General features: G+C 65.7%; 16 protein-coding genes. 8 read left to right on the top strand and 8 right to left on the bottom strand.

Features of this window, described 5'->3' with window-relative positions:
* Positions 1-6: 6 nt before the first annotated feature.
* The 3 genes from ACFVUS_RS25145 to ACFVUS_RS25135 all read right to left on the bottom strand — a co-directional run bounded on the left by ACFVUS_RS25145 (position 7) and on the right by ACFVUS_RS25135 (position 2544).
* On the bottom strand, positions 7-1107 hold the full coding sequence (locus ACFVUS_RS25145; RefSeq protein WP_387771117.1) for an FAD-dependent oxidoreductase: 1101 nt from the start codon (positions 1105-1107) through the stop codon (positions 7-9).
* Positions 1104-2000, bottom strand: coding sequence for a DUF1295 domain-containing protein (locus ACFVUS_RS25140; RefSeq protein ID WP_387771114.1), 897 nt, complete (start codon positions 1998-2000; stop codon positions 1104-1106). Before ACFVUS_RS25140 ends, ACFVUS_RS25145 begins: the two co-directional genes overlap by 4 nt.
* A 97-nt stretch (positions 2001-2097) precedes the next feature.
* Positions 2098-2544 carry a hypothetical protein gene (locus tag ACFVUS_RS25135; protein ID WP_387771111.1) on the bottom strand — a complete coding sequence of 149 codons (447 nt, stop codon included), beginning with the start codon at positions 2542-2544 and terminating at the stop codon, positions 2098-2100.
* Between the two features lie 242 nt (positions 2545-2786).
* Between ACFVUS_RS25135 and ACFVUS_RS25130 the strand changes: the two genes are divergently transcribed.
* From ACFVUS_RS25130 to ACFVUS_RS25115, 4 genes are read left to right on the top strand one after another with little or no spacing between them, the layout of a single operon-like run.
* Positions 2787-4067: a family 1 glycosylhydrolase gene (locus ACFVUS_RS25130; protein ID WP_387771108.1), complete on the top strand. Its 1281-nt coding sequence runs from the start codon at positions 2787-2789 to the stop codon at positions 4065-4067.
* A gap of 44 nt (positions 4068-4111) precedes the next feature.
* Complete coding sequence (locus ACFVUS_RS25125; RefSeq protein ID WP_387771105.1) at positions 4112-4489, top strand: ArsR/SmtB family transcription factor; 378 nt, start codon at positions 4112-4114, stop codon at positions 4487-4489.
* Positions 4471-4959 (top strand): SRPBCC family protein, encoded by a 489-nt coding sequence (locus ACFVUS_RS25120; protein ID WP_387771102.1) that lies wholly within the window; start codon positions 4471-4473, stop codon positions 4957-4959. The genes ACFVUS_RS25125 and ACFVUS_RS25120 overlap by 19 nt, the downstream gene beginning before the upstream one ends.
* Positions 4959-5579 carry a dihydrofolate reductase family protein gene (locus ACFVUS_RS25115; RefSeq protein WP_387771099.1) on the top strand — a complete coding sequence of 207 codons (621 nt, stop codon included), beginning with the start codon at positions 4959-4961 and terminating at the stop codon, positions 5577-5579. The genes ACFVUS_RS25120 and ACFVUS_RS25115 overlap by 1 nt, the downstream gene beginning before the upstream one ends.
* Here the strand turns inward: ACFVUS_RS25115 and ACFVUS_RS25110 are convergent.
* Positions 5576-6493, bottom strand: a complete 918-nt coding sequence (locus ACFVUS_RS25110) for a LysR family transcriptional regulator (protein WP_387771096.1) — start codon at positions 6491-6493, stop codon at positions 5576-5578. The genes ACFVUS_RS25115 and ACFVUS_RS25110 overlap by 4 nt on opposite strands.
* 111 nt (positions 6494-6604) lie before the next feature.
* On the opposite strand from ACFVUS_RS25110, the gene eno reads away from it, so the two are divergent.
* Positions 6605-7903 (top strand): phosphopyruvate hydratase, encoded by a 1299-nt coding sequence (gene eno, locus ACFVUS_RS25105; protein WP_387771093.1) that lies wholly within the window; start codon positions 6605-6607, stop codon positions 7901-7903.
* Here the strand turns inward: eno and ACFVUS_RS25100 are convergent.
* The gene (locus ACFVUS_RS25100; protein ID WP_387771090.1) at positions 7866-8234 is read right to left on the bottom strand and encodes a hypothetical protein; all 369 of its coding nucleotides are present in this window, start codon (positions 8232-8234) and stop codon (positions 7866-7868) included. The two genes, eno and ACFVUS_RS25100, sit on opposite strands and share 38 nt — an antisense overlap.
* A gap of 23 nt (positions 8235-8257) precedes the next feature.
* Positions 8258-8872: a hypothetical protein gene (locus ACFVUS_RS25095; RefSeq protein ID WP_387771087.1), complete on the bottom strand. Its 615-nt coding sequence runs from the start codon at positions 8870-8872 to the stop codon at positions 8258-8260.
* Positions 8873-8991: 119 nt separating this feature from the next.
* Between ACFVUS_RS25095 and hpnE the strand changes: the two genes are divergently transcribed.
* Positions 8992-10407, top strand: coding sequence for a hydroxysqualene dehydroxylase HpnE (gene hpnE / locus ACFVUS_RS25090; protein ID WP_387771084.1), 1416 nt, complete (start codon positions 8992-8994; stop codon positions 10405-10407).
* Here hpnE and ACFVUS_RS25085 read toward each other — a convergent pair.
* Positions 10401-12437, bottom strand: coding sequence for an AMP-binding protein (locus tag ACFVUS_RS25085; RefSeq protein ID WP_387774675.1), 2037 nt, complete (start codon positions 12435-12437; stop codon positions 10401-10403). The genes hpnE and ACFVUS_RS25085 overlap by 7 nt on opposite strands.
* A gap of 470 nt (positions 12438-12907) precedes the next feature.
* On the opposite strand from ACFVUS_RS25085, the gene ACFVUS_RS25080 reads away from it, so the two are divergent.
* Positions 12908-14131, top strand: coding sequence for a PucR family transcriptional regulator (locus tag ACFVUS_RS25080; protein ID WP_387771081.1), 1224 nt, complete (start codon positions 12908-12910; stop codon positions 14129-14131).
* Here ACFVUS_RS25080 and ACFVUS_RS25075 read toward each other — a convergent pair.
* Positions 14115-14681: a YdcF family protein gene (locus tag ACFVUS_RS25075; protein ID WP_387771078.1), complete on the bottom strand. Its 567-nt coding sequence runs from the start codon at positions 14679-14681 to the stop codon at positions 14115-14117. The two genes, ACFVUS_RS25080 and ACFVUS_RS25075, sit on opposite strands and share 17 nt — an antisense overlap.
* 369 nt (positions 14682-15050) lie before the next feature.
* Here ACFVUS_RS25075 and ACFVUS_RS25070 point away from each other — a divergent pair, with 369 nt between their 5' ends.
* Positions 15051-16256 (top strand): esterase/lipase family protein, encoded by a 1206-nt coding sequence (locus tag ACFVUS_RS25070; RefSeq protein ID WP_387771075.1) that lies wholly within the window; start codon positions 15051-15053, stop codon positions 16254-16256.
* Positions 16257-16332: the final 76 nt, after the last annotated feature.

Here is a 16332-nt window from a genome sequence, read left to right as displayed (position 1 = left end):
CGGTGTCTACGGGCGGATTCCGCCGTAGATGCCTCGTCGCACGATAAATGGTTGCAGGCGGGACCAGGCGGGGATGGGGATGGCTCGGCCGGTGGGGGTGAAGATCTCCAGGGTGTTGTGCTGGGTGCCGACCACCGAGCCCCAGCGGCGGCGTGCGGGGGTGAAGGGCTTGGGGGCTCCACCGGTCAGGTCGGCTCGGATGTTGTGTGCCAGTAGGGAATCGGCGCGGCTGCGGGCAGAGGTGCGGAGCGGGTCGGTCGCGGCGACGTCGCCGATCGCGTACACGCCCGAAGCGCCGGGGACCCGCAGGTATTGATCGACCTTGACGAATCCGGCGTCGTCGAGGAGTTCGCGGGGGAGCCAGGCGGTATTGGGCGTCGTTCGTCCGATTGTCCAGAGTACCGCCGCTGCTTTGGTTTTCGGCTGTCCGGTGCTCCATTCGACCGGGTCGCTGGTGATCTCGTCGCCAGTGAAGTCATTCGGGATGATGGCTCGGTGCCCGGGATGCAGGCCGACTCGCAGGCGATCCAGTCGGGCGCGCAGGGTGCGCCACACTCTGGGGTGATGGTGGGGGAGTGCCTGCTCGCCTGGGAAATACAGGTCGACCTGCTTGTCCGGCCAGGTGGTGGCGATATTGAACGCGGTGCTCACCGCTGCCGCGCCGCCGCCGAGAACGATCACCGAATCGGCTCCCGCGAGGCGCGCGTGGTCTGCGGCGAGCATGGCGTCGACCTGGTCCGGAGTTTGCAGCTCGGGGCGACGCCAGAAGCCGTTGGACACACCGGTCGAAATCACCAGGGCGTCATAGGATTCCGTAGCCTCGACGCCATCGGGCGCGATGAGGTGGACTCGACGTGCGTCGAGATCCACGCTCGTGAGGCTGCCGTGCACGGTACGCACCGAGTTCAGTCGGTGAAAGCGCTCGAAAGGCACCCAGTAGTCGCGTGCCCACTCGCCGGGACGCGACAGACGCATACCCAGTTCCTGACCGCTGACCAGGCCGGGCTTGGCGGAAATACCCACCACGTCAACGTGTTTGGCGAGATGGATAGCGGTCAACAGTCCGGTATCGCCGAGACCCGCGACGAGCACGCGCGGCCGGCTCATGCGCTGTGCTCGCTGACTTCGCGATTCACCGTGCGCGGCGGTCGCGGCACGAAGCGTGGCACCCGGTCGATCACCCGCTGGTATTCGGGCCGACGTTCGAGGCTGCGCTGCTCCATCATCGGGATGCTCGCGCCCTGGAACATCGCGTACATACCCACCGCGCCCAGCAACACCCACCACCACGCGTGCGGAGCCGCGGCCAGGCCGAACAGGCCCAGCGAGAGCCAGAAGGCGAACTCCCCGAAGTAGTTCGGATGCCGCGACCAACTCCACAACCCCTGGTCCATGGCCTGACCCGGGCGACGGTGCGCGACAAAGCGATACATCTGAAGATCGGCGGTGAACTCGAGCACCACCGCACCGATGCCGATCAGGGCGGCGACGATGTCCAGCCACCCGATCCCGCGCTCGGTATGGGTCAGCACCGCGTACACCGGGAGCATTCCGGCGAACACCTGCAAGGTCGGAAAGAGGTGAATCCCCACCAGATCCGCGATCGCCTCGGCCTTACCCGCGCGCGCCCGAATCATCGGATAGCGCCAATCCTCGTGGTGCAGGCCGGGAAACGCGTACACCCAGTTCCCGGTCAGTCGCACGGCCCAGAACACGATTACGCCCAGCACCAGCCAGGCTCGCGCGCCACCCGAATCCAGTTTCACCCACCAGGCGACCATCAGCAGCGGCGGCAGCACACTCCAGTAGGCGTCGTAGAAGCTGGAATTCTTGTACACCCGACTGGCCGCGAACACCACCAGCGTGGCGATCACATCCGCGATCAACCCGTCCAGCAGCACACTCGCGGTCTCGGGCCCCCACGCCAGCCACGCTCCGCCCGCCCCGAAGGCGAGCAAATATGCGATCCCGACGCGCACGATCGACCCGGTCTTGTTCATACCCCGACCGTACCTAGAACGAGTTCTAGTTCGCAGTGTTCTGGCACAACCGTGCCGCGGGCCGTCGAGTGTCGTATGGGGCTGCTGCTGCCGACGGTCACCGGGTGGAGATGAACGCGGTGAGGATCAGCGCGGCGGCCGCGAGCGCGAAGCAGCCGTGGGTGATCACGACTCGCAGGGGGAGGTTGCGGGCCGGGGGGAGGCGGTGCGCTGCCCCGGGGCCGGTGCCGAATGGTTCGGCGGTGCGGTAGGTGGGATACCAGCGCAGCAGCATGGTGAACCCGAGAACCGCGGTCAGCAGGAGAAAGGTGACCGCGACGGCGGCTATGAGGCGGGTGCCGGTGAGGAGGAAGAACGTCCAGGTGGCGACGGTGCCACCGGCCAGGACTACATGCCCGAAGACCAGGGTCGGGGGGAGCCGGCGGTGACGGCCGTGCCGAGTGCGGGCGCGGCGGACTTCACTGCGGGTCAGCCACGCGCCGAGAATGATCAGACCGGTGGCGGCGGTGGCGAGCAGGGTTGCCAAAGCAATGTACTGCAACACCGCGCCTCCAGGCCAAATGTCGTGTCCGAGTGAATGATAACGCGGTGGGCGGTGCGCCGGGCGACGTTTCGGCAACCTTGACGGGCGCGATATTGCGCCAAACCACTATCTGCCCGGCACATTCCCGAGATAAAGCGCAGCTATCCAGGAGTCAGTAGCAGTTTTCACTCAATTCGAGTGCAGTCTCCGGGGAAGTGCTGATGCGCACTCGATTTCGTTGTCTTGTCGCGACCTTGCTGGTCATGGTCGCTGTTTTATTCCTGGTGCCGGGGACGGCCGGTACCGCGCCGGAGCGGCTCGCGGGTGCGCTCGGTGATGATTTCCTCTGGGGTGTGGCGGCTTCCGGATTTCAATCCGAAGGTCAGTCACCCGATAGCAATTGGACCCGCTACATCGAGGCCAATCCGGGGTGGGATCGACTCGGCGATTCGGTCGATTTCAGATCGCGGTATCGGTCCGATATCGCGCTGGCGAAGCAGCTGGGCGTCAAGGTCTTTCGTGTCGGTGTGGAGTGGGCACGACTGGAACCACAAGCGGGAGTGTGGGATTCGGCTGCCTTCGCGTTCTACGACGATCTGGTCGACGCCATTGTCGCGGCCGGTATGCGGCCGATGCTGACACTGGATCACTGGGTGTATCCGGGATGGGAGGTCGATCGGGGCGGGTGGCGCAACCCCGCGATGGTGGCCGATTGGATCACCAATATGCGCAAGGTGGTGGACCGGTACGCGACTCGCAATCCGGTCTGGGTGACGATCAATGAGCCGGTCGCGTACATCATGCACGAGGTCAACCAGAACGGGACCGATGCCGATCAGATGCTGGCGCTGGTGGCGCAGGCGCACAACGGCATCTACGACTACATCCATCGGGTGCAGCCGAATGCGCAGGTCACCAGCAATGTCGGTTACGTCGCCGGGGCGGAGTCGCAGGTCAACGGTCCGTTGATGGCGCTGATCGGTGACAAGCTCGATTTCATCGGCGTCGATTACTACTTCGGTTATGCCGCACCGGAACTCGCCGCGGATACCCGGGGCGCGGCGGCGGCGCCGCCGGGCATGTGGGATCTGCCGATCAGCCCCGAGGGCATCTACTTTGCGCTGCAACACTATTCGCGACTGTTCCCCGGCAAGCCGTTGTGGATAGTGGAGAATGGAATGCCCACCTACGACGGGCAACCACGCGCCGACGGCTACACCCGCTCGGATCATCTGCGGGACACCGTCTATTGGCTGCAACGTGCCAAGGCCGACGGGATGAATCTCATCGGCTACAACTACTGGAGTCTGACCGACAACTTCGAATGGGGTTCCTACGCGCCGCGTTTCGGCCTCTACACGGTTAACGTCCGCACCGATCCGGCTCTGAAGCGCATCCCCACCGATGCGGTCGCCGCCTATCGCGACATCATCGCCCGCGACGGTGTGGCGGCCGACTACCTGCCGATCCGCCCGGTCGCCGATTGCGAGCTGGTGGATCCGCCCGCCAGCTGCGACACCCCGGTCACGGCCCCTCGGCGGTGAGTTCGTGCGCTTGACGCATACCCATATCGGAATATGATGGGCGCATGGCACGAGCAGCGACGACATCGGACGTCTTCAACGCGATCGCCGAACCGCAGCGCCGGCAGATCCTGGAACTGCTGCGCGGGGGCGAACGCCCGGTGACCGAGCTGGCCCAGCAGCTGGGGCTCACCCAGCCGGGGGCCTCCAAGCACCTGCGGGTGCTGCGGGAGGTCGGCCTGGTACGGGACCGCAGGGCGGGCAAGCAACGCCTGTACGGCCTCGATGCCACCGGGTTGCGACCGATCCACGAATGGGCCGGTGGTTTCGAGCGGTTCTGGAACGCGAGTTTCGACCGGCTGGACGCCTACGTGCAGACACTCGAACAGGCACCACCAACTACGGCAGCTGAAGGGAAGACCGGATGGGTACGGGACGAATGACAACGGCCGACCGCGAGATCGTGATCGCCCGGAACATCGGCGCCCCGCGAGAGCTGGTGTTCGAGGCGTTCACCGATATCCGCCACCTGTCGCAATGGTGGGGACCGGAGGGGTTCACCACCACCACGCGGGCGTTCGACTTCCGTGTCGGCGGCACATGGGATTTCGAGATGCACGGTCCCGACGGAACGGACTACCCGGAGTGGATCTCCTGGACCGAGATTGTGGCGCCGGAGCGAATCAGACTGCGGCACGGAGAATTTCGTGACGATCCCAACGCCTTCGAATCGATCCTGACCTTCACGCCCGACGGCGCGGCCACTCGCCTGGAAATGCGCACGGTATTCCCCACCAAGGAACTTCGTGACGAAGCGGCCGAAAAGTACCACGCAATCGAAGGCGGCCGGCAGACCCTGGACAAGCTGGCCGCCTACATCACCGAAATCACTTCGAAGGGAACACGAAACTAATGGCCGGCAAGGTTTTCTTCAGCGTATCGATGTCACTGGACGGGTTCATCGCACCCGAATCCCCCGAGGAACTGATGGGTCAACAGTGGATGGAGTTGCAGCAGTGGGTCTTCCCGCTGCGATTCTTCCGCGAAAACGCCGGTCTCGGCGAGGGCGGCGAGGAAGGCCGCGAAAACGACATCGCCCGAGCGACTTTCGAGCGCACCGGCGCCAGCGTCATGGGCAAGCGCATGTTCGACGCGGGTGAGAAAGCATGGCCCGAGGACGCTCCCTTCCATACCCCGGTCTTCGTTCTGACCCACGAATCCCGCGAGCCCTGGAAACGCTTGGGCGGCACCACGTTCCACTTCATCAACGACGGCATCGAATCCGCACTCGACCAAGCTCGCTCTGTTGCGGGCGACCGGGACATCCGCATCGCGGGCGGCGGCACCGCCATCCTGGAGTACCTCAACGCGGGTCTGATCGACGAATTCTCCATCGCCCTCTCACCCGTATTGTTCGGCTCCGGAATCCGTCTGTTCGAGGGTATCGACGCGAGTCGTGTTGCGCTGGAACAGATCAGCGCCGAACCAGGCAAACGCGCCACCCACCTGACCTACGCGGTCCGCGCGCGCTAACCGCCGTGGGCCTGCGCGGTGGCGATCTCGAGTAGGTGGCGGGCCGGTGCGGTGAAGCGGTGATGTGGTCGCCAGCAGGCGTGCAGGTTGCGTTCGAGGGTGAGGGTGGGGATGGGGACTTCGATGAGGGTGCGGTCGGCCAGTTCGTCACGGACGGTCAGTTCGCCCAGGACCGCGGGGCCGAGACCGCGGGCGGCGGCGTTCTTGATGGCGGTGGCGGAGGTGAGTTCCATCGCGGGAACAACCGTCAAGGGATCGGGCAGGCTCGCGAGCCGGTCATGCAGGACAGAGCGGGTGGCTGAGCCCGTTTCGCGCAGGATCAAGGGGGCGGTGGCCAGATCGGTGGCGGTGACTTCCCGGCGGTCGGCCCAGGGATGATCGGGGGCGACGACCACCACGAGCCGATCGCGCACCACGGGGCAGTGTTCGAGGTCGGCGGGGATGTGTCCGGCTTCGGCGAATCCCAATTCCGCGCCACCGCGGCGGATCAGCGCGACGGTGTCGGCGCTGTTATGGCACAGCAGGCTGATATTGGTGCCGGGCAAGCGATTTCGCAGCGCGGTGAACCAGGTGGGCAGGAAGAATTCGGCGATGGTGGTGCTCGCCGCGAGACGCAGATGGGCCGGGGAAGCTCCGGTCAAGGTGTTCAGGGCCTGGTCGAGTCCGGCGGTCGCTTCCAGCGCCGGGCGCGCCCAGCGCAGCACCAGCTGTCCGGTTTCGGTCAGAGTGGCCCCGCGCGGGTGACGGTCCAGTAGCGCCAGTCCCAAGCGCTGTTCGAGTCCGCGGATGCGGGTGCTGACCGCGGGCTGGGACAGGCCGTGATGGCGGGCGCACGCGCCGATACTGCCGGTGGCGGCGATCGTGGCGAGCAATTCGAACGGTCCCAGATCGGAGACTCTCGGCGACAGACCCATAGGGCAACCTTATGGGCCACCGGCGAAACATGCTCTACCGCCGGTGTGTTCGCCCCCGAGACACTGATCACGCCAATCGGGCACACCATCCAGGACAGGAAGTGATCGTCAGTGACGCGAATTCAGTCGGTGGTCGGGTACGAGATCCTCGACAGCAGAGGCAATCCGACCGTGGAAGTCACCGTGCGACTCGAGGACGATTCGATCGGCCGGGCGAGCGTGCCATCGGGGGCGTCGACGGGAACGCGGGAGGCGGTCGAACTGCGCGACGGAGATCGGTCACGCTTCCACGGGCGCGGGGTCAGCAGGGCAGTGGCACACGTCAACGCCGAAATCGCGCCGATCGTCCTCGGCATGGAGGCCGAGGATCAGGTCGCGATCGACCACGCGATGATCACGCTGGACGGCACCGCGAACAAATCCAGACTCGGCGCCAATGCCACGCTGGGAGTGTCGCTGGCAGTGGCCAAGGCCGCCGCCGCTGCCCATCGAATTCCGTTGTACCGCTACCTCGGTGGAGCCGCCGCCCGGCTGCTGCCACTGCCGATGTTCAATATCGTCAATGGGGGAGCGCACGCGGACAACCCGCTCGATTTCCAGGAATTCATGATCGCCCCCGTCGGAGCGGACACCTTCGGCGACGCGGTGCGAATCGGCGCGGAAGTCTTCCACACCCTGCGGGCCGACTTGGCCGCCGCCGGTGAGAACACCAATGTGGGCGACGAAGGCGGGTTCGCGCCCAACCTGCGCACGGCGGAGCAGGCGCTGGACTACATCGTGGCGGCGGTCGAGGCCACCGGTTACCGGCTCGGTACCGATGTCGTCATCCTGCTCGACCCCGCGGCCTCGGAGTTCTACGTCGACGGCGCGTATCACTATCGCGGGGAGGGCACCGTCCGGACCGTCGACGAACACATCGACTACCTGATCGGACTGCTCGACGCCTACCCGATCGCGTCCATGGAAGACCCTCTCGCGCAAGACGATCAGCAAGGCTGGACGAAACTCACCGCGGCGATCGGCGACCGCTGCCAACTGGTCGGCGACGATGTGTTCTGCACCAACCCGGAGCTGCTGCGCGCGGGTATCCGAACCGGGGCGGCGAACTCGATCCTGATGAAGCTCAATCAGATCGGCACCCTCACCGAAACCTTCGACACCGCCGACATCGCCCGGCGGGCCGGATATTCGGCGATCATCTCGCACCGTTCGGGCGAGACCGAGGACACCACCATCGCCGACCTCGCCGTCGCGCTGGGCTGCGGCCAGATCAAAACCGGATCACTCTCGCGCTCGGACCGCACCGCGAAATACAACCAACTCCTGCGCATCGAAGCCGAACTCGGCACCCAGGCCCGCTATGCCGGAGGAGTCACCCTTGCGGACGCGAAGACTCTGAACTCGCGGTGAGGCGGCTGGTGAGGAAGGCGATGTAGGCCAGGAACCCGATCGCGCCGAGGGGCCGGGTGCGGCGGAAGGTGATGGCCAGGCCGACCAGGAGTTCGGTGAAGCCGTTGCGGTAGGTCCAGGTTCGGGTCGAGTCCGGGAAGGCTTTGCCGGTGAGGGGGTCGAAGATTTGGGGGGCGGTGAAGTGGGCGGCACCTGTCCCAGCCAATCCGAGGCCGAAGAGGCGGGCTCGGGTGCTGTCGGGGGTGCGGGTGGTGATGACGACCGGGTTTTTTGGGGTTTTGCCCGCGATCAGTGCTTGTTCGGCGCGGTGTTGTCTTCTGCTGATGGTCATGATTCGCTCCCGGATTCGCTGGATCACGCCCTGTCCGGGTCGGGCGACTCCGCGAGCGATCTTGTCTCAGACAGTTTGCCATACTGGTTGCGGGTTCCGGTTTCCAATGTCTCGGCGAGGGCGCGCCAGCGGTCGGCGCAGTCTCGGGCCAGGCTCGCGAGCATGGCCATGCGGTGCGGGGAGAGTTCGCCCAGGATGCGTTCCCAGTGCGGGTCCTGAAAGTTGGGGAGGTCGAGGCGGCGCAGTAGGCGGCGACCGGATTCGGTGTCGCGCAGGGTGGAATTGCGGCGCAGTTCGCGGAGCATGGGCGAGGGACTCATGGTCGTCGGGGGTGATCCAGCGGGTTCGCTCATGCGGGCCACGCGGAGGGCGCGGCGGCGATAGCGCGCGATGCGGGTCGGCTTCGAATCATCATTGAGCAGCAGGGAGATTCGCAGGTCATTGATCGCCGCCTCGGGCATGTTCGCGATCCTCGCCAACTCGGGAGTCGGTGTCGCCGGAAGCAGGGTGAGCAGTTCGGTGACGAGGGCGCGCTCGGTGCGGGCGTCGAGCGGACCGCTGGGGACCGGGACGAGTGCGCCGGGTCGCGCGCCGTTCGACCTTCTGCGGTTGAAGCCGCTCGTATCGGATCCGGCCATGTAGCTCTCCTTGTCAGAACAAGAATATCGGAGCACATATTTGCATAGTGCTCCAGATCAGTAGAGACATATCGATAGAATCAGTGTTAACTTAGTCGCGGATCGGACTGGAGGCGACCATGGCGTATCACCGGCGTTCGGAACGGCCCGCGGACCAGGCGGCGCATATCGTCGTGGTGGGTGGGGGACTGGCGGGGCTCGCCACATCGGTGTGGCTTGCCGAGCGCGGATTCCGAATTACGTTGGTGGAGAAGCGTGGTCGGCTCGGTGGGCGCACCATGTCGTTCGAGGTCGCGGGTGTGCAGGGGTTGGTCGACAATGGGCCGCATCTGTTCGCGGGGTGCTATGACGCGTTGCTGAGATACACCGGGACGATCGGGACGCGAGATCGATTGCTTTGGGATGCACCGCCTTTCGCGGTGCGGACGGGTCCGGATCGGCTATTGACCATGCGATCGCCGAAGTGGCTGCCACGCCGCACACATCGAGTACTGGGGTTGGCCTGGCTGGCCTGGCCGCCGATTCCGCTGCGCGATCGGCCCGCGGCGGTGCGGACCTGGCTGGCATTGGCGGCTGCGGCGCGCAAGCCACGGGCGGAGTTGGATTCGGTCACGGTGGATCGCTGGTTCCACCGCATCGGTGCGCCACGGTCGTTGCGTGCTCTGGTGCTGGATCAATTCGTGATCGGACTGCTCAATGAGAAGCCGGAGCGAGTGTCCGCCTACACCTTCGCGCAGGCGCTGCACTTTCTGACCGGCCGCGCATTGGCGGGGAATCCCCGTGCGGGAGACGCGGTCTGGCCGAAAGTGAGCCTGCACGAGCTGTTCGTCGCCCCGGCCGAACGCTTCCTTGGTGATCGACATGCCGAAATTCGCACCGGGACGGGCGTTTCCGACGTCGTACTCGACGGCGATTGCGCCACCGGCGTACAACTCTCCGACGGCCGGAGCATCCGCGCCGACGCGGTTGTTCTCGCGGTTCCGCCCTGGTCGCTGACCACGCTGATCGACAACGGAAACCTCGGCCGCTTCGACGAATTCGCTCCGGTCCGCAAGATCGACGCCGCTCCGATCTCCAGCGTCTACGTCTGGCTGGACCGCCCGCTGCGCATGCGACGGCTCGCGGAAAACCTGCGCGACACCACCATCGAGTGGGTGTTCGACACCGGTGGCATGCACGGCGACACCGCCGACGGCCACTGCTATGCCCTCGCGGTCAGCGCCTCCTACGAGGTCTTGCACCTGAAGAACGCCGAATTCGTCTCCCGCGCACTGCAATCGCTGCACAAGCACTACCCCGATTCCATCGACGCGGAGGTGCTGCGCACCCACGTCATCCACCAGCCCCGCGCCACTTTCTCCGCCCAGCCGGGTTTCGAAGACCTGCGCCTGCCCCAGCGCACCTCGATCCCCGGCCTCTTCCTGGCCGGGGACTGGACCCGCACCGAACTGCCCTCGACCATGGAGGCCGCTGCCGAAAGTGCCTCGCGCGCAGTGGAAGCCGTCCTCGCGCACCTCGGCACGGGCGCTCAGTAGGGCGATGGCGCGAGGTTATCGGCCAGGCCGCCGGTCAGCAGGCGCTTGACGACCTTGCCTGTCTCGCCCCGGGGCAGGGAGGGCAGGAAGACGATGTCGCGCGGCACGCTGAAGCGGCTCAGGCGATGGCGGATATAGGTGCGGATCATGTGCGGATCCAGGTCGGAGCCTTCGCGTTTGACGATGTAGGCGGCCAACCGCTGGCCGAATTCCTGGTCGGGGACGCCCACGACGGCCACCTCGCTGATTTGCGGGAGGTGGGACAGGGCTTCCTCGACGGGGCGCGGGAAGACGTTCTCGCCACCGGAGATGATCATCTCGTCGTCGCGACCCGCGATGAACAGGCGGCCCGCGACATCGAGGTAGCCGAGATCGCCGGTGTCGAGCAGTCCCCGAGCCTCATCCGGCGGCGGGCAGTTCACATAGCCGTCGAAGAGCATGTGGTTGCCGACGTAAATGCGGCCGATAGCGCCGATCGGAACGGCGTGCCGGTCTTGATTCAGCACGGCGACCCGCGTGCCCAGCGGTGGCTGCCCGGCGGTGGTGGGGGAGACCCGAAGGTCCGAGGGGGTCGCGATGGTGGCCCAGGAGACCTCGGTGGAACCGTAGGTGTTGTAGAGAATGTCACCGAACGCGTCCATGAAACGCAGCACCGTCGTACCTGCAAGGGGCGCACCGCAACTGGCGACCACCCGCAGGCTCGACAGGTCGTACCGTTTGCGCACCTCGAGAGGTAGATCGAGGATGCGCTGCACCATGGTCGGCACCACAATGAGGGTGCTGGCACGATGCTCGGCGATCAGGCGCAGGCAGTCCTGCGCATCGAATCGACTGGGCAGCACCACCGTTGCGCGCAGCGCGGTGCTGAGCTGCAAAGCCGCCAGACCCCAGGTGTGGAACAGCGGCGCGGGGATGACCATGGTCTCGTTCATGCGCAACGGGATTCGGGACAGCAGTGCGGCAATGGTGGCGAACCCGCGCGGATGCGGGCGGCGCGCGCCCTTGGGCGTGCCGCTGGTTCCCGAGGTGAGCACGATCAGTCGGCCACGGCGCGAGGAGGCGCGAAAGCCGCTGTCGGCCTGCGCAATCAAACCGTCCACCGAGTCGTGCTGCTCTGGTACGTCGGTGAGATAGCGATGGATATCGGGATGCAGATAGTCGATCAACGGCACCAATTCCTGATCGGCGAACAGCGAGGTGAGCCGGTGCCGCTGCACGATATCCTCGATGGTCCGAGCCGAGAGCCCGGCATTGAGCAGGAACACATCCACACCGAGTTTGCCTGCGGCGACCATGGTTTCGACCATCTCGGCGTGATTGCGCGAGAGCAGGCCGATCGCATCCCCCGGACCGAGCCCGAGGTCGGACATCGCGCCCGCCAAGGCCCGGCTGCGCCGGTGCATCTCCCGGAAGGTCCGTGAGCCACGATCGTCGATCACCGCGATCCGGTCGGGTGCGTAGGCCGCCGCGGCCGCGTACCCGCCCGCCAGATTGAACCCCCACTTCGCGAGGCCGCCGATCTGTTTGAGCGACCGGACCGGTCGTAGCGGCCGCACCACGCCCGTCGACACGATCTGCCCGGCCACCTGCGCCCGCCGCCGCAACGGTCGATCCTCGCCATTGACCACGACGGAAGTGTCCGCACCCGAGAGCAATTCCGCCACCCGGTGCAGTCCCGCCTCGACCCAGGCGATGACCTCGGTATTGGACAGTGCGGCCACCGCGGGGTGAAGCTGCCCGGCCCCGAAGAACGTGACGGTCAGCCGGGTGTGCTCATCCCGCTTGCGCACTCGCACATTCACCAGCGCGCCGGTCTCCAGGCAGCGCAATTGCATCCCGCCGCGCCGGTCGGGGCGAAAGGTGGCGCGGCGGGAGCTCACCCCGGTGGCGGGGGTGCCGATGCGGATCAACCAGGTCAGGCCGTCGAGCAGGGTCTCGAGTTGTTCGCACGCGCCGACTCCGGCGAACACCCTCGGATACAGCTGCGGATCGACCAGCAGCTCCCGGACCGATTCCGGTGCGGCCGGCAAATCCACTGTCGTATCGAAGATTTCGGTAACCAATTTCGCGGGCCGTTCTACCAGGTGTCCATGATGATCGGGACGGCCGCGCACTCGGAAGATGGAATGCGACGGCGGATTCCGAATATCAACGGTAACAGCGCAATTCGGCCGCGGGCGGCAGGCGGAACAGGTTTGTGGTGAATACCAGCGCGGATGGGGCGTTACTGACGAACTCTCCCAAATCTTTCCATCGGGCCACGGTCCAGCCACCGGGCTGGTTGCGCCGCGCTATCGCGAAAAAGGTGAGCATTGATGTCGAAAGTTCGCGATCACCATGCTGCCGTGCACGCCTGTTTGCTACTCAGATGCTGGTAGAGGACCTGATTGGCGATCACACGGTATGCGCCGTGAACGAGAGTAGAAAGTGAGCCCTCGACCACTTTAGAGTTCGAACTCCACCGTTGACGTGCGGTAGACCACAACGGAAGGAGTCAACGATGACCACCGAGGGAGCACTCAGAACGGGCCTGACCGTGTCGGGCAGACCAATGTCCAATCCACTCGCGGACGTGCGGACGGTATCGGAACAGCTGGTGGGGCTTTTCGTCGACAAGGTCGCGCCCTGCGGCACCATGCCGGGAGACTTCCTCTCCGGTGATGTCACCTCGGTGACCCGGGTATGCCTGGAGATGGCCGTCGGAATGCTGGACGGACAGGACATGCCCGCCAAGATCGGGCGGCTGGCCGAGGCGGCCGGGGGCTGGGCGCGCGAGGGCGTGCCGATCGACAGCATCCTGCACTCCATTCACGAGGGCTTCAAGTACGGGATGGATCTCATCTCCGCGAACTCCTCCGCGCAGGACCACACCAATCTGATGGACGGCGCGAAGCGGGTGATCGAGATGCTCGACGCCATCAGCGTCACCGTCGCGCACGCGTACGTGCGCGAGCACAAGGCGGTGGTCAGCGAACACCACAATGCCGTGCACACCTTGACTTCGGCGCTGCTGGGCGGACATTCGACCTCGACCATGGCGCGCGAATGCGGCATCGAACTCGCGACAGAGTATTCCGTTCTGGCGCTTGATATTCCGCGTCACCCCGATGAACTGCATCCCATGCTCGATGGTGAGGTGGTGGCGCGGCGCAAACTGCGGCGACTCCAGGCCGAGCTGGCAACACGTTGCGCCGGAACAGCGCTGGCGCTGTTGAGCGTGGACGGCGGCACGGTGCTGATTCCGACCACCGCGATGGCCGACGGCGAACTCGACGAACTGCTCGCGCGGCTCTCGACGGCCGCGCACGTGCCGGTCATGGCCACGGTGGTGACCAGTGCGCCCGATGATGTGCCGTCCGCGGCCGATCGCGCACACGAGTTGCTCGATATGGTCAAGCGGCTGCACAGTGTGGCGCGGTTGTACCGATTCACCGATATGGCGCTGGAATATCAGCTCACCAGGCCGGGGCCGGGGCGTGAAACCCTTGGCGCGCTATTGGATCCGCTGGATGATCATCCCGAACTGTTGCAGACCCTGCGCTGTCATATCAGCAATAATCTCAACCGGCAGCGGACGGCGCATCTGATGCATATCCACACCAATACCGTCGACTATCGGATCAAACGCGTTCGCCAGCTCACCGGATTCGATCCGGCCGCGAATTCCGGACTGTGGCAACTGCGTTCGGCGCTGATCGCCCGAACATTCAACGATCAACGCTAGGGCCGAAAACTCTTACCAGTTCGAGTAATTCATCCGGCGTGTACGTGCCGCTGACCGTAACCCCCGCCGCGCCGAAGGAGGCCACCGCGCGGGGCAGGTGATAGCCCGAGGTGATCAGGACCGCGTCGCGACTGCCGAGCGCGCCCATGACCTCGGCGGAGAATTCGGCGTTCTCGACGGTCGAGCGCGCGGCCTGCTCCAGATGCACGCGCTCGCGCGGCATGCCGCGCGCGATCAGCCATTCGGCCATGGCCTGCGCCTCGGTGACCCCGGCCTGCGGATTTCCGCCGGTCACGATGATCGGCGAGGCCGTGGACACCAGTGCTTCCACGTAGCCCGCCCGCAATCGGTCGATCAATTCCGGGCGCATGGTGCCGTCGGGCAGCAGCCCGAATCCCAGGATGACGATGGCCGAATCCGGACCCAGCGCGGGCGGGAACTCGGCCCGGGCGGGCGTCACGCAGGCGGCGGCGATGCCGGTGGCGAGTACCGCGGTCGCGGCCACACGGCGGGCGCGGCGGGACAGGGGAGCGAATACGAAGTGGCGCACGGGAACTCCAGAAATGCCATGCGGGGAATACCCGGTGGAACCGCCGGGCGTTTCTCGATGATTCGTCAGGCGGGGACGAAAGTCCGGAATTGATTGCCATAACTGGAAGAATCACCACCGTGCCCGTTCGCAATTGTGAGGGGCTGTCGAATCATGCTCGGGCACAGGTGAATCGATGCCAATCGCGCTGTCGGAAATACGCTGTTGTGCTTCATGAATCAGATCCACCGATTTGGTGACCCACCCAAATCCCGTCGCGGTCTCTTCTGGCAGGCACGTTCCCCGGCCTAGTTTGATCCCGGTTTCGATGCCGCCAACCGTTGTGCGGCAACCGAACTCGAAGCACATCGGGCCGGAGGAAGGCACACAATGAGACGAAGTACCCGCCCACGGGCATTACGGTCGGCGATTCTGTCCGGGGTTTCACTGCTCGCGGTCGGATTCGCCGGGACGACCGCCACCGCGGCCCCCGGTCCCGCACCCACCGAACAGCAACTCGCCGATTACATCAACGCGGGCCTCAAAGGCGGACCGATCGCCGATTCCGGCAGCGGGGGCTCGGGGTCCTCCTGCAACTCCGGCAGCGGTGCCGGATCGGGCAACGGATCGGGTGATTGCTACGGCGGCTCCGGTTCCAGCTCCGGCTCGTCGGGTGGATACTCCTCCGACACAACGACTTACGGGCCGACAATGACCTCGTGGCTGGCCGCGTTCGGCTACGGGCTCGCCCACCCCGACGCCACCCCGGCCGGGGCCAACGACTGGAACTGCAAGCCGACGGCCGAACATCCGCGCCCGGTGCTGCTCATCCATGGCACCTGGATGAACGCCTACAACGGTTACGCCTATATGGGCCAGCCGATCAAGGACGCGGGCTACTGCACCTTCACCTTCAACTACGGCCGCTCCAACCTGATCGAGGGCGGCGGTTTGGGTTCGGTACTGCCGGGCGTGATGGGCACCGGCTATATCCAGGATTCGGCGAAACAGTTGGCCGCCTTCGTGGATCGCGTCCTCGCGGCGACGGGCGCGCCGAAGGTCGATATCGTCGCGCACTCGCAGGGCGGGGCAATGGCGAACTGGTACACCAAGTTCGAGGGCGGCGGTCCCAAGGTGCAACACCTGGTCACCTTCGGGGCGACCCATCACGGCACCTCGCTCGACGGCATCGGCGCGCTCGGCCGCATGGTGAACAACGCGGGCATCGATGTACTGGGCCTGGTCGAAATCTTCGTGGGCCACGCGGGAATTCAGCAGACCATCGGCTCGGATTTCGTGAACAAGCTCAACGCGAACGGCGACACCATCCTGGGCATCGACTACACCATCGTCGGCACCCGCTATGACGAGGTCACCAACCCCTTCGAGCTGACCTTCCTCAAAGCGGTCCCCGGGGCGCACGTGGACAACATCGTGCTGCAGGACGGCTGTGACCAGGACCTGTCCGACCACCTGACGATGATGTACTCCCCGCGCGCGCTCTCGATCGCGCTGCGGGCACTGGACCCGGCGCACAGCGTCCCATTGCAGTGCACCTTCAACCCGCCGCTGGTCGGCGGCGGCGGCTCGCTGTAGCCGATCCACACACGTGTACCGGGCCGTCCACGCACCCTGACGGCGTCCGGTACACCTCGCAGGCCCGCACTTCGCC

The organism is Nocardia sp. NPDC058058 (genome assembly GCF_042885355.1).
GTDB lineage: Bacteria > Actinomycetota > Actinomycetes > Mycobacteriales > Mycobacteriaceae > Nocardia.
The sequence above is the reverse complement of the archived record's forward strand: the minus strand, read 5'-3'. Positions and strand labels throughout refer to the sequence as shown.